Annotated in this window: 5 protein-coding genes; all 5 read left to right on the top strand. The window is 72.4% G+C overall.

Features of this window, described 5'->3' with window-relative positions; translation table 11 throughout:
* Window positions 1–27: 27 nt before the first annotated feature.
* From ACIHFD_RS06245 to ACIHFD_RS06225, 5 genes are read left to right on the top strand one after another with little or no spacing between them, the layout of a single operon-like run.
* The gene (locus ACIHFD_RS06245; RefSeq protein WP_397365847.1) at window positions 28–6,312 is read left to right on the top strand and encodes an amino acid adenylation domain-containing protein; all 6,285 of its coding nucleotides are present in this window, start codon (window positions 28–30) and stop codon (window positions 6,310–6,312) included.
* Window positions 6,309–11,792, top strand: coding sequence for an amino acid adenylation domain-containing protein (locus tag ACIHFD_RS06240; RefSeq protein WP_397365846.1), 5,484 nt, complete (start codon window positions 6,309–6,311; stop codon window positions 11,790–11,792). The genes ACIHFD_RS06245 and ACIHFD_RS06240 overlap by 4 nt, the downstream gene beginning before the upstream one ends.
* The gene (locus ACIHFD_RS06235; protein WP_397365845.1) at window positions 11,789–12,856 is read left to right on the top strand and encodes a saccharopine dehydrogenase NADP-binding domain-containing protein; all 1,068 of its coding nucleotides are present in this window, start codon (window positions 11,789–11,791) and stop codon (window positions 12,854–12,856) included. Before ACIHFD_RS06240 ends, ACIHFD_RS06235 begins: the two co-directional genes overlap by 4 nt.
* A complete protein-coding gene (locus tag ACIHFD_RS06230) occupies window positions 12,853–13,887 on the top strand; it encodes a Gfo/Idh/MocA family oxidoreductase (RefSeq protein WP_397365844.1) in 1,035 nt (344 codons plus the stop codon). The genes ACIHFD_RS06235 and ACIHFD_RS06230 overlap by 4 nt, the downstream gene beginning before the upstream one ends.
* Window positions 13,884–14,627 carry a thioesterase II family protein gene (locus tag ACIHFD_RS06225; protein ID WP_397365843.1) on the top strand — a complete coding sequence of 248 codons (744 nt, stop codon included), beginning with the start codon at window positions 13,884–13,886 and terminating at the stop codon, window positions 14,625–14,627. Before ACIHFD_RS06230 ends, ACIHFD_RS06225 begins: the two co-directional genes overlap by 4 nt.
* Window positions 14,628–14,630 lie beyond the last annotated feature (3 nt).

The raw sequence follows: 14,630 nt of genomic DNA, 5'->3' as shown, positions 1-14,630 counted from the left end.
TCCACCTCTCCGCCGACCCTCGAATCGATGCGCGCGGACATCGCGGGCCAGCTCGACCTCGACCCCTCGGCGGTCACCGACCACGCCGACCTGATCAGCCTGGGGCTCGACTCGCTCCGCGCGATGCGGCTGGCCGGGCGGTGGCGGCGCGCCGGGGCCGGCATCGCGTTCAGCGAGCTGGCGACGGAGTTCACGCTCGCGGCCTGGTGGTCGCTGGTCGGCTCGCGACTGTCCCCGGCCGTGGAGGTCCCCGCGCCGGAGCCGGTCGTGGACGAGGCGGCGCCGTTCCCGCTCACCCCGGTCCAGCTGGCGTACTGGATCGGGCGCGGCGACGGGCAGGTCATCGGCGGTGTCGGCTGCCACGCGTACCTGGAGTTCGACGGCTCCGGCATCGACCCGGCGCGGCTGGAGCGGGCCGTACGCGCGCTGATCGGCCGGCACGGCATGCTGCGCGCGATCTTCCACGACGACGGCACCCAGCAGATCACGGACACCAGCCCCTGGCCCGGCCTGACCGTGCACGATCTGACGGAGCTCGGGGAGGAGGCCGCCGAGGCCGTCAGGGAGCGGCTGTCGCACCGCCGCTTCGACGCCTCCAGGGGCGAGGTCTTCGACGTGCGGCTGTCGCTGCTGCCGGGCGGCCGCTCCAGGGTGCACTTCGAGGTGGACTTCCTGGTCGCCGACGTGCTCGGGCTGCAGATCCTGCTGCGGGACCTGGCCATGCTCTACCTGGACCCGGACCGGCCGCTCCCTGAGCTGGCCTGCTCGTTCCCCCGATATCTCGCGGCCCGCGACGCCGAACGCGCGGCGCGGCGCGTACGGGACCAGGAGTACTGGCGCGGCCGCCTGGACGAGCTCCCCGGCGCGCCCCAGCTGCCGCTCGCCGTGGAGCCCGGCCGGGTCGCCCGGCCCCGGTTCGTCCGGCGCGAGAGGTGGCTGTCCCTCGACTCGTGGCGGCGGATCCAGGAGCAGGCCCGCGCGTACGGGCTGACCCCCGCCATGGTGCTGGCCACCGCCTACGCCGAGGTGCTCGCCGCGTGGAGCGGCGAGAAGCGCTTCCTCCTCAACCTGCCGCTGTTCGACCGGGACGAGACCGTGCATCCGGACGTGGCCCACCTGGTCGCGGACTTCACCAACCTGATCCTGGTGGCCGCCGACCTGTCCGAGGCGCAGCCGTTCGCCGAGCGCGCCAGAACCCTGCAGGCCCGCTTCCGCGCCGACGCGCGCCACACCGGGTACTCCGGCGTCGAAGTGCTCCGCGACCTCGCCCGCGGCGGCGAGCACACCGGGGCTCCGGTGGTGTTCGCCTGCAACCTGGGCACCGAGCTGATCGTCCCGGAGGTACGCGAGGCCTTCGGCGCTCCCGGCTGGATGATCACGCAGACGCCGCAGGTGTGGCTCGATCACCAGATCAACGAGTACGACCATGGGCTGCATCTGGCGTGGGACGCGGTGGAGGAGCTGTTCGCGGCGGGTGTGTTGGATGCCATGTTCGCCGCTTATGGGGGGTTGTTGGAGTGGCTGGCGGAGGGGGATTGGTCGGTTGCCGCTCCGGTGGGGTTGCCTGCTGGGCAGGTGGTGGTGCGGGAGCGGGTGAACGCTACTTCGGGGCCGTTGCCTGAGGGTGTTTTGCACGAGGGGTTCTTCGGGTGGGCCAGTCGTGAACCTGATCGTGCGGCGTTGATCGCTGACGGTCAGGTGGTCTCGTATGGCGCGCTGGCGGATCAGGCGTTGCAGGTCGCGGGGCATCTACGGGCGGCTGGGGTCTCGACAGGCGATGCGGTGGGGGTCGTGCTGCCCAAGGGACCGGACCAGATCGCCGCTGTCTTGGGTGTTCTTGCCGCTGGTGGGGTGTATGTCCCGGTGGGGGTGGATCAGCCGGTCGCCCGGCGGGAGCGCATCCTGTCGCGAGCGGGTGCGCGCCATGTCCTGACCGGTCTGCCTGGGGAGTCAGGGCGGCTGACCGAGCCGGTGATGGTCGCGCCGGATATGTCGGCGTATGTGATTTTCACGTCGGGTTCGACGGGGGAGCCGAAGGGGGTGGAGGTCTCTCATCAGGCGGCACTCAACACGGTCGAGGACATCAACCAGCGCTTTGGTGTGGGTCCGGACGATCGGGTCCTGGCGGTCTCGGCGTTGGACTTCGACCTGTCGGTGTATGACATCTTCGGCCTGCTGTCCGTGGGTGGCGCGCTGGTAATGCCCGAAGAGAGCGAACGGCGTGATGCCCAACGCTGGGCGGAGCTGTGCGCCGCGCACGGGGTGACGATCTGGAACACCGTCCCGACCTTGCTCGACATGCTCCTGCACACCACGGCTCCGAGTCTGCGCTTGGCGTTGGTGTCGGGTGACTGGGTGGGGCTGGACCTGCACGCGCGTCTGGCCGCTCAGAGCGAGTGCCGGCTGGTGGCGTTGGGCGGAGCGACGGAGGCTGCGATCTGGTCGAATGCGTGGGAGGTGGATCGGGTTCCGGCGCATTGGACGTCGATTCCTTACGGGTTGCCGTTGCGTAATCAGCGCTATCGGGTGGTGGACGGGCGTGGCCGGGACTGCCCGGACTGGGTGGCGGGGGAGTTGTGGATCGGCGGCGCCGGGGTGGCGGTCGGTTACCGGGGAGATCCGGAGACGACGTCGGCCAAGTTCGTCGAGAGCGGTGGCGAGCGTTGGTATCGGACCGGGGATCTGGGCCGGTATTGGCCGGACGGGACGTTGGAGTTCCTGGGGCGGGCTGATCTTCAGGTGAAGATCCGGGGGCATCGGATCGAGCTGGGGGAGATCGAGGCCGCTTTGGAGGCGTCTTCGCAGGTGGCCCGTGCGGTGGCGGTCGCGGTCGGGGATCGGCGGCAGCGCCGGTTGGCCGCTTTCGTCACGCCTGAGGACGTCGATCTCGACAAGTTGCGTTCGTTCCTGTCCGATCGGCTGCCCGGCTACGCCGTCCCGCCGACGATCGCCGCGCTGGACCGGCTGCCGCTGACCGCCAACGGCAAGATCGACAGAAGTGCACTCACCGCCCTGGTCATCGAGACAGCGGAGAGCACCGTCCAGGAGCCGCCCGTAGGACCGGCCGAGACCGTGCTCGCCAAGATCTGGGCCGACCTGCTCGAACTCCCGGCCGTACAGCGCACGGACAGCTTCTTCGCCCTCGGCGGCGACTCCCTGCTCGCCACCCGCATGATCGCGCGCCTGCGTGCGGAAGGCGTCGCCGACGCCAGGCTGAGCCTGCTGTTCGAGACGCCCGTGCTGGCGGACTTCGCGGCCACCTTCACCGTGGGGGAGGCGGTTGCGCCCGCTCCCGTGCTGGTCCCGGACGTCGAGCACCGGCACGACCCGTTCCCGCCCACCGAGGTGCAGCGGGCCTACTGGCTCGGCCGGGCCGAGCACTTCACGCTCGGCGGCGTCGGCTGCCACTTCTACACCGAGTTCGACGGCGACATCGACCTCGAACGGCTGGAAACGGCCTGGAACCTGCTGATCGAGCGGCACGAGATGCTGCGCGCGGTCTTCGACCAGGACGGGCTCCAGCGCATCCTGCCCGAGGTGCCGCGCTTCGCCGTCGTCGCCGTCGACAGCGTCGAGCAGCTGCGCGAGCAGATGTCGCACCAGGTGCTGGACGTGTCCAGCTGGCCGCTGTTCGACGCGCGGGCCGCCCGCCACGACGGCGGGGTACGGCTCGGCGTCAGCTTCGACAACATCATCGTCGACGCGCTCAGCATGATGGTCTTCTTCGCCGAACTCGACCAGCTCTATCACGACCCCGAGGCCGCCCTGCCGCCGATCGAGGTGTCGTTCCGCGACTACGTGCTCGCGCAGGAGCCCGATCCCGCGGTCTTCGAGACGGCCAAGGAATACTGGGCCGCCCGGCTGCCCGAACTGCCGCCCGCCCCGAGGTTGCCACTGCGCGTGGACCCGGCGATGATCGACCGGCCCCGGTTCGCCCGCCGCGAGCTCCGGATACCGGCCGAGCGGTGGCGTACGATCACGGATCTGGCCAGGCGGCACGAGCTGACCCCCGCCACCGTGCTGGCCGCCGCCTTCGGCGAGGTCCTGGGCAGGTGGAGCGGCCAGGAGGCGCTGACGCTCAACCTCACGCTGTTCGACAGGCGGGAGGTCCACCCCGACATCCACCGCGTGCTCGGCGACTTCACCTCCCTCCTCCTCGCCGGCTACCGGCCGGGAACCGGCTGGCTCGACGGGGCACGCGGGCTGCAGGAAGAGGTGTGGCGCGGGCTCGAACACGGCGAGGTGTCGGCGGTCTGGGTGATGCGGGAGCTGGCCAGGCGAAGCGACTCGATCGAGATGACCATGCCGGTCGTGTTCACCAGCACGCTCGGCGTCGCCGGCGGCGCCGCGTTCGGCCCCTCCTTCGCCGAGCAGGTCTGGGGAGTGTCGCAGACCCCGCAGGTCTGGCTGGACAGCCAGGTGGGAGAGGTCGAGGGCGATCTGCTGGTCCGGTGGGACGCGGTGGAGGAGCTGTTCGCGCCGGGTGCGCTGGACGCGATGTTCGCCGCCTACGGGGAGTTGCTGGCGTGGCTGGCAGAGGGGGATTGGTCGGTTGCCGCTCCGGTGGGGTTGCCCGTTGATCAGGCGGTGGTGCGGGAGCGGGTGAACGCCACTTCGGGGCCGTTGCCTGAGGGTGTTTTGCACGAGGGGTTCTTCGGGTGGGCCAGTCGTGAGCCCGATCGTGCGGCGTTGATCGCTGACGGTCAGGTGGTCTCGTATGGCGCGCTGGCGGATCAGGCGTTGCAGGTCGCGGGGCATCTACGGGCGGCTGGGGTCTCGACAGGCGATGCGGTGGGGGTCGTGCTGCCCAAGGGGCCTGGTCAGATCGCGGCGGTGTTGGGTGTTCTTGCCGCTGGTGGGGTGTATGTGCCGGTGGGGGTGGATCAGCCGGTCGCGCGGCGGGAGCGGATCTTGTCGCGGGCGGGTGCGCGTCACGTCCTGACCGGTCTGCCCGGGGAGTCACAAGGGTTGGCCGAGCCGGTGATGGTCGCGCCGGATATGTCGGCATACGTGATTTTCACGTCGGGTTCGACAGGGGAGCCGAAGGGGGTGGAGGTCTCTCATCGGGCGGCGCTCAACACGGTCGAGGACATCAACCACCGCTTTGGTGTGGGTCCGGACGATCGGGTCCTGGCGGTCTCGGCGTTGGACTTCGACCTGTCCGTCTTCGACATCTTCGGCCTGCTGTCGGCGGGCGGTGCGCTCGTCCTGCCGCAGGAGGAGGAGCGGAGGGATGCGCAGGCTTGGGCCCGATTGTGCGCCGCGCACGGGGTGACGATCTGGAACACCGTCCCGACCTTGCTCGACATGCTCCTGCACACCACGGCTCCGAGTCTGCGCTTGGCGTTGGTGTCGGGTGACTGGGTGGGCCTGGACCTGCACGCGCGTCTGGCCGCCCAAAGTGAGTGCCGATTGGTGGCGTTAGGCGGAGCGACGGAAGCGGCGATCTGGTCCAACGCGTGGGAGGTCGATCGGGTCCCGGCGCATTGGACGTCGATCCCTTACGGATTGCCGCTGCGTAATCAGCGCTATCGGGTGGTGGACGGGCGTGACCGGGACTGCCCGGACTGGGTGGCGGGAGAGTTGTGGATCGGCGGCGCAGGCGTCGCCATCGGTTATCGGGGAGATCCGGAGACGACGTCGGCCAAGTTCGTCGAGAGCGGTGGCGAGCGTTGGTATCGGACCGGGGACCTGGGCCGGTACTGGCCGGACGGGACGCTGGAGTTCCTGGGGCGGGCCGATCATCAGGTGAAGATCCGGGGGCATCGGATCGAGCTGGGGGAGATCGAGGCCGCCTTGGAGGCGTCTTCGCAGGTGGCCCGCGCGGTGGCGGTCGCGGTCGGGGATCGGCGGCAGCGCCGGTTGGCCGCTTTCGTCACGCCTGAGGACGTCGATCTCGACAAGCTGCGTTCGTTCCTGTCCGATCGGCTGCCCGGCTACGCCGTCCCGCCGACGATCACCGTACTGGACCGGCTGCCGCTGACCGCCAACGGCAAGATCGACAGGGGAGCTCTGTCCACCCGGCTGGAACCTCTGCCTGATGACGACCCCCCACGCCCGGGCACGGAGGCGCTGCTCGCCGAGCTGTGGGCCGAGCTGCTGGAGATCCCGCCGCCGGGCCGGGGCCAGAGCTTCTTCGCCCTCGGTGGCGACTCCCTGCTCGCCACCCGTTTCGCCGAGATCGTACGGCGGCGGCTCGGCGTGGAGCTGTCCCTGCGCCGCTTCTTCGCCACTCCCACCATCGCCGACTGCGCCGAGGCGATCGGTCTGACGGCGGACGACACCCAAGAGACGGAAGAGGGCGTGCTGTGACCCAGGCACCGGCCGTACACGAACTCATCGCCGACATGGAGGCCGCCGGGATTCGGCTGTGGGAGGACGACGGCAGCCTCCGCTTCCGGGCGCCCAAGGGAGCGCTGACCGAGGATCGGCGCGCGGCGCTGATCGGCGCGAAGCCCGAGATCATCGCGCACCTGCGCCGCGAGTCCGAGGCCGAGACGGTCCGGCCCGAGCCCGAACGCCGCCTCGACCCCTTCCCGCTGACCGACGTCCAGCAGGCCTACCTGCTCGGCCGCAACGACGCGTTCGGCTACGGCGGAGTCGCCTGCCACGGCTACGTCGAGGTCTCCTTCCCCCGGCTCGACCCGGAACGGGTGCAGGCCGCGTGGCGCGCCCTGATCGCCCGCCACGACATGCTCCGCGCCGTGATCCACCCCGACGGCCACCAGCAGGTGCTCGCCGAGGTCCCCGGCTACGAGGTCCGCGTGACGGACCTGCGCGGCACCGACCCGGAGGAGCGGCTCGCCGCCGTCCGCGAGGAGATGGCGAACACGGTCTATCCGGCGGGCAGCTGGCCCCTGTTCGAGCTGCGGATCTCGCTAACCGATCGCGGAGCCCTCCTGCACGCCTCGATCGACCTGCTCATCGCCGACTACGTCAGCATCCAGCTGCTGCTCGGCGAGCTGCACCTGCTGCACGAGAACCCCGACGCCGACCTGCCAACCGTCCCGGTCAGCTTCCGCGACTGCCTGCTGGCCCTGCGCGCGCAGCGCGAGAGCGCCCGTTACGACCGGGATCGCGCCTACTGGTGGGAACGGATGGACGACCTGCCGCCCGCGCCCGAACTGCCCGCGCTCGACCAGGCCGCCGTGGACGCCCGGTTCGGGCGGTGGGAGAGCAGGGTGGAGCCGGCGGAATGGGCGCGGTTACGCACCCGGGCCGCCGCGGCCGGCATCACGCCGTCGCAGGCCGTGCTGGCCGCCTATGCCGAGGTCATCGGGAGGTGGAGCCCGCGGCCCGGGTTCACGCTCAACCTGACGCTGCTCGACCGCCCGCCGCTGCACCCGTACATCGACCGGGTCGTCGGCGACTTCACCACGCTCAACCTGCTCGCCGTCGACACCACGCCAGGCCGGTCCTTCGCCGAGCGCGCCCACGCCATCGGCCGGCAGCTCTTCGCCGACATGGAACACCGCCGCTGCGGCGGCATCGAGGTCATACGGGAGCTGGCCCGCCGGCGCGGCCGGGACGCCGCGCTGATGCCGGTGGTGTTCACCAGCGCCATCGGGCTCGGTCGTGACGACGCCGAGCACGGCACGCCGGAGTACGGCATCAGCCAGACGCCCCAGGTGTGGATCGACTGCCAGGTCAAGGAGCACCGCGACGCGCTGCTGGTCAACTGGGACGTGCGCGCGGGGGTGTTCCCCGAAGGGCTCGTGGACGACATGTTCGCCGCGTTCACCGCGCTCCTGGACGGCCTGTCCTCGGACGAGGCCTGGTCGTCCGGGGACCCTGTCGAATTGCCCGGAGCGCAGGCGCGCCACCGTGCCCTCGTCAACGCCACCGCCGCGCCGCTCCCGGACGGGCTGCTGCACGAGGAGGTCGTGGCCCAGGCACGCCGCACACCGGAACGAACCGCCGTCGTCACGGGCGCCGGTTCGATCACGTACGGCGAGCTGCTGGGCCGGGCCGCCGGGGTGGCGCGGGCGCTGCGCGAGGCGGGGCACCGGCCCGGCGAGATCGTCGCCGTGGTCATGGACAAGGGGGTCGAGCAGGTCGTGGCCGTGCTCGGCACGCTGCTGGCCGGCGGCGCCTACCTGCCGGTCGACACCGGGCAGCCACCGGCGAGGCGCGACCGCATCCTCGCCGACGCCTCGGCCCGCCTGGTGCTCACGCAGTCCTGGCACGCCGAGCACGACTGGATCGCCGTCGACACCCTCCCGCCGACCCGCGCCGAACACGCCTTCTCGCCGGCCCACGTCGAGGACGGCGCTCGGCGGCACCCTGACGATCTGGCCTACGTCATCTACACCTCGGGCTCCACGGGCGTGCCCAAGGGCGTGATGATCAGCCATCGGGCCGCCCGCAACACCATCGACGACATCAGCGCCCGCTTCGGCGTCGGCCCGGACGACCGCGTGCTCGGGCTGGCCGGCCTGGGGTTCGACCTGTCGGTCTACGACATCTTCGGACCGCTCGCCGTCGGGGCGGCCCTCGTGCTGCCGGACCCGTCACGCCGGGGCGACCCGGCCCACTGGGCCGAGCTCGCCGCCGGGCACGGGGTCACCATGTGGAACTCGGTGCCCGCACAGCTCCAGATGCTCCAGCACTACCTGGACGCGGAGCCCGCGGCGGAGCTGCCCTCGCTGAGGCTGGCGATGTTGTCGGGCGACTGGATCCCGGTGGCGCTGCCCGGCCAGATCCGCCGCCGCGTGCCGGGACTGGACGTGATCAGCCTGGGCGGGGCCACGGAGGCAGCGATCTGGTCCATCTACCACCCCGTCGGCGACCCGCTGCCCGGCTGGGTGAGCGTCCCGTACGGCAAGCCGCTGGCCAACCAGACCTTCCACGTGCTCGACGCCGCCATGCGGCCCTGCCCGGACTGGGTGCCGGGAGAGCTGTACATCGGCGGCTCCGGCGTGGCCATGGGCTACCTCGGTGACGAGGGGAGGACCGCCGAGCGCTTCGTGCGACACGGCGGCGAGCGCCTCTACCGGACCGGCGACCTCGGCCGCTATCGGCCCGACGGCAACATCGAGTTCCTCGGCAGGGAGGACTCCCAGGTCAAGATCCGCGGCCATCGGATCGAGCTGGCCGAGGTGGAGACCGCGCTGCAGGCACACCCCGCGGTCGCGGCCGGGACCGTGATCGTGGACGGCGACCGCGCGCTGGAACGCCGCCTGATCGCCTTTGCGCAGGCCGCCGCCCGCAAGGACGACGGCACACCGGACGCGGAGGCTGACCGGGGCGACGCGCCGGAAACAAGGGCGGGGCGGGGCGACGTGGGGGCTGGGCGGGATGGCGAGCCTGATGTCGCGGGTGCGGCCGAGGCGGCGGCGGTCGCGGCCCTGGAGGGCGTCGATCTGGCGCGCGTCGTGGCGGTGGCCGAGACGCTCGACGAGATCGCGCTCGCGTCGATGGCGGCGGCGCTCCGTACGGGCGGCCTGTTCACCACCGAGGACGGCCACGGCCTCGAGGAGATCCTGGCCGCCGCGCGGGTCGCGCCGGACCACCACCGGCTCGTCCGGCGCTGGCTCACGGCGCTGCACGAGCGCGGACGGCTCGACCGCGACCCCGACGGGCGGTACCGGAACCTGCGCGGGGACACCGGCGTGGAGCCACTGTGGCGCCGGGTCGGGATCCTGGCCGAGGGGCTCGACTACGGGGCCGAGCTGATCAGGTTCCTGCGGGTCAGCACCACGCACCTGTCCGAGCTGATGCGCGGCGAGCTCGACGCCCGCGAGCTGCTGTTCCCCGAGGGTGACGTGGGGACGGCCGAGGGCGCGTACAAGGACAACGTGCTCAGCAGGTACGTCAACCGCATCGTGCGCGCGGTGGTCGGCCGCGTGGCCGAGCACCACACCGGCGGGCCGCTGCGCGTCCTGGAAGCGGGCGCGGGCGTGGGCGGCACCAGCGCCGAGCTGATCCCCGAGCTGGCCGGACACCAGGTCGAGTACGTCTTCACCGACCTGTCGCGGTTCTTCCTCACCCAGGCCGCCGAACGGTTCGCGGACCACCCGTGGGTGCGCTACGGCCTGTTCGACATCAACGCCGACTACCGCGCCCAGGGCTACGAGCCGAACTCCTTCGAGGTCATCCTCTGCGCCAACGTCCTGCACAACTCCCACGACGCCGCCGCCGTGCTGGCCAGGTTCCGCGAGCTGCTGGTGCCCGGCGGGTGGCTGGTGTTCATCGAGACCACCCGCGAACACGTCCAGATCATGAGCTCGATGGAGTTCCTGATGAACCCGCACGACTACGCCGACGTGCGGCAGGGCCGCGACAGGACGTTCGTCACCCGCGACGAGTGGCTCGACCTGCTGCGCGGGGCAGGCGCCCGTACGCTCGCCTGCCTGCCCGGGCCGGGCGACCCGCTGGCGTCCCTCGGGCAGTGCGTCTTCGCGGCCCGCTTCCCCGACGACCGGGAGCGGATCGACCTGGCGGAGCTGCGGGCGTTCCTCGCCGAGCGGCTGCCCGACTACATGCTCCCCGCCCACGTCCAGGTGGTCGACGAGCTGCCGCTGACGGACAACGGCAAGATCGACCGGGCGCGGCTGCGTACCCTCCTTCCCAGCACGGCCGGAGAGAGCGCGCCCGGCGGCGAGGAGCCGCGCGACGACCTCGAACGGCGGCTGGCCGCCCTCTGGGCCGAGCTGCTCGGGCTCCCGCGCGTCCACCGCGACCAGGACTTCTTCGCGCTGGGCGGCGACTCCCTGCTGGTCACCCGCCTGGCCGGGCGGGTGCGCGAGGAGCTGGAGGAGGCGAGCGGCTTCTACTGGGACAGCCTGGTCCGCCAGCTCGTCAACCAGCCGACCGTCGCCGCGCTGGCCGCCCACCTCCGCCAGGCCCGCGACGACCGCGAACAAGGGCTGCCGAGAACGCACGCCAGCCCGCTGGTACGCCTGTCCGGGGACGGGACGAAGGGCGGTTCGGTGCGGGTGCTGCTGCACGACGGCACCGGCACCCTGACCCCGTACCGGGCGCTCGTCCCCGAGCTCTCCGGGACGCCGCTGCTCGGCCTCGTGATCAACGACGCGGAGCGCTACCTGGAGCTGGACCCCGCGCAAACGGTGGAATCGCTGGCCGGATCGTACGCGCGGCTCCTGATCGAGGAGGGCGCGGCCGGCTACCACATCGTGGGTTACTGCATGGGCGGCCTCATCGCCACCGAGGTCGCCCGCCGGCTCACCGAGAGCGGCGCGGTGGTCGACGGGCTCACCGTCGTCAGCAGCTCCCGCTTCCCCTACCGGATCAGCGACGAGCTCATGCTGGAGTACGGCTTCGCGCAGGCCTGCGGCCTGGACCCGGTCCGGCTCGGCCACCCCGGCGGAGACCTCGCCGGGGCCCTGCGGGTGGTGCTGGAGTCGTCGCCCGGACACGTGCCCGAGGGCAGCCTGGCCGCGCTCGCCGGCAGCGCGGATCCCGGCCTCGCGCAGATCGGCCGCCACTTCGCCGAACTGGCCGCCACCTCACCCACGGACCGGCTGGCCGCCGTCGCCCGTGCCCTCGGCCAACCGCAGGAGCGGGTGGACCTGGCCTACCGGGTCTTCCGGCAGAGCTTCACGGCCGTCACCCACTACGACCCGGAGCCGTACGCGGGCGACATCACGTTCCTCCGCCAGCGCGGCGTCACCAACCTCGTGCCGACGCTGCAGGACGACATGACGGACTTCTGGCAGAACCTCTGCCTGGGCCGGCTCACCGCGCTGGACATCGAGGGCGACCACTTCAGCTGCCTCGGCGGGCCGTACGCGGCCGACGTGGCGAAGCTGGTGACCGAGGTGACCGCGTGATCGGCGTGCTCGGCGGCTACGGCGCGGTCGGCGGCACCGCGGCCCGCCTGCTCGCCGATCACCCGGGGCTGCGCGTGGGCGGGCGGGACGGGGCGGCGGCCCGGCGGTTCGTCGACGCGGAGCTGGGCGGGAACGGCGAGGCGTGGCAGGTGGACGCGCTCGACGCGGCCGAGCTCGCCCGCTTCTGCGCGGGCTGCCAGGTCGTCGTGAACTGCGCGGGCCCCTCCTACCTCCTGCGGGACCGGGTGGCGCGGGCCGCGTTCGCCGCCGGGGCCGACTACGTGGACGCCGCCGGTGACGCCGCCGCCTTCGCCCAGGCCGATGCGGGCGCGCAGGGACATACGGCGGTGCTGTCGGCGGGAATGCTCCCCGGCCTCACCGGACTCGTGCCCCGCCACCTGGCCGCCCTCGCCTCCCCGAACGCCGGGCTCCGGCTGGACGTCTACACCGGCGGGCTGGACCGGCTCACCCCCGCCGCCGCCGGTGACTTCCTGCTGGCCGGGCAGGAGGAGCGGGGCGCCGCGCTGGCCGCGTGGCGTGACGGCGCCAGGGTCGCCCGCGCCCTGACCCCCGTCCACGACGTCCAGCTCCCCTACTTCCCAGGACCGGTCACCGCCTACCCCTACCTGAGCGCCGAGGCGGAGCGGGTGGCCGGGGAGCTCGGGCTGGCGCAGGCCCGCTGGTACAACGTCATCACCGGCGACGGCGTCCTCGCCGCCGCGAGCACCGCCGGCCAGGCCGCGGACCTGACGCGCGCGGCCGAGCTCGAACTGGCCGGGCGCACCCCGTACTACGTCCTGCTCTTCCAGCTCAGCGGCCCGCACGGCACCCGCACCCTGGCACTGCGCACCCACGACTCCTACGCGCTCACCGCCGCGGTCGCCGCGCACGCGGCCATGGCGGTGCTTCGCGGCGAGGTCGCGGTGGGGCTCCACCAGGCCGACGCCGTGCTCGACCCGGCCCGGGTGCTGGCGGACCTGGAGCCCGTGGCGAAGATCGAGATCACCGAGGCGGTGGCGCCGATCGACCTGGTCGCGCCGGTGTTCGAGGAGGGCGCGCTGTGAAGCGGGTGGTGGTGTGCGGGACCAAGTTCGGCCAGATCTACCTCTCCGCGCTGCGGGACGGCCCCTTCGAGCTGACCGGCGTCCTCGCCCGCGGCAGCGCCCGATCCGCCGCGTACGCCGAGGAGTACGGGGTCCCGCTGCTCACGGACCCCGACCAGGTGCCCGAGCTCGCGGACCTGGCCTGCGTGGTCGTACGGTCGGGAGTCGTCGGGGGAGAGGGCAGCGAGCTGGCCGGCGCCCTGCTGGCCCGCGGCGTGCACGTGCTGCAGGAGCATCCGCTGCACGCCGACGAGCTGGCCCGCTGCCTGCGCACCGCCCGGGCCGCCTCCGCCGTGCACCACGTGAACACCCTGTACGTCCACCTCGACCCGGTACGCCGGTTCATCGAGACCGCCCGCCGCCTGTTCGAGCTCCAGCGGCCCCTCTACGTGGACGCCGCCTGCAGCGTCCACGTCGCCTACGCCCTGTTCGACATCCTCGGCCGGGCCCTGGGCGCGTTGCGCCCGTGGACGTTCTCCGCCACGGCCCCCGGCACGCCCTTCACCTGCCTCACCGGAACCGTCGGCGGCGTGCCGCTGACCCTCCGGGTGCAGAACCAGATCGCCCCCAACGACCCCGACGCCCACCTGCACCTGCTCCACCGCGTCACCGTGGGGACGGAGGGCGGCAGCCTCACCCTCGTCAACACGCACGGCCCGCTCGTGTGGAGCCCCCGCATGTACGTCGGTCGCGACGCCGACGACCGCTTCGACACCGGCGCGGACCACCTGCGCCTGCCCAGCGCCACCACCATCGGGCCGGCGCACGCGCCTACCTTCCATGACATCGTCACGTCCGTGTGGCCCGACGGCGTCCGGCGGGCGCTGTCGGAGCTGCGCCAGGACGTCGAGGAGGGGCGGGATCCGCTGCGCCAGGGCCAGTACCACCTGACGCTCAGCCGCCTCTGGCTCGACGCCACCGCCGCGATCGGCCGGCCCGAACTGCTGGTCCAGACGGCACCACGACCCCTGTCCGCCGCGGAGCTCACATGAACTGGTTCCACTGTTACCGGCCCAGGCCGTACGCCGGGCTGCGGCTGTTCTGCTTCCCGCACGCGGGCGGCTCCGCCAGCTTCTACCGGAGCTGGCACGGGGACGCGCCGCACTCCGTCGAGGTACGCGCCGTGCAGTACCCGGGACACGGCGATCACCGCGCCGCCCCGCTCGTGGACGACGCCGTCCACCTCGCCAAGCTCGTCACCGACGCCATGGCACCGCTGCTCGACCGGCCGGTGGCGCTGTTCGGGCACAGCATGGGGGCGCTGATCGCGTACGAGGTGGCCCGCGCGCTGGAGGCCAGGGGCAGGGGCGTGACGCACCTGTTCGCCTCCGGCCGGCACGCCCCTCACGAGCACCGCCCCGGCGACACGCACGCCCGCTTCGACGACGAGCTGGTGGACGAGCTGGTCCGGCTCGGCGGCGTGGACCGGGAGCTCATGGACGATCCGGACATCCGCGAACTCACCCTGCCCGCCGTACGCAACGACTACCGGGTCGACGAGACCTACCGGCACCGGCCGGGCGGCGTGCTCGCCTGCCCCGTCACCGCGCTGCTCGGGAGCGACGACCCCGAGGTGACCGCCGGGCAGGCGGCGCGATGGGGCGAGCTCACCAGGGACCGATTCGCCGTCCGCGTGATGGAGGGCGACCACTTCTACCTCGTGCCGCGGCAGGGCGACGTGATCGCGGAGCTGTCCCGCGCCGTCGCCACCGCGTGGCCGTCCACACCCTGAGGA

Source organism: Nonomuraea sp. NPDC051941 (assembly GCF_044593615.1).
Note: the sequence above shows the minus strand (reverse complement) of the source record. Positions and strands in the feature narration are given on the sequence as shown.

Bases quoted from the DNA above. Each gene is read 5' to 3' on its own strand.
- ACIHFD_RS06245 (WP_397365847.1), top strand. From the start codon at position 28: ATGCGCGCGGACATCGCGGGCCAGCTCGACCTCGACCCCTCGGCGGTC.
- ACIHFD_RS06225 (WP_397365843.1), top strand. From the start codon at position 13,884: ATGAACTGGTTCCACTGTTACCGGCCCAGGCCGTACGCCGGGCTGCGG.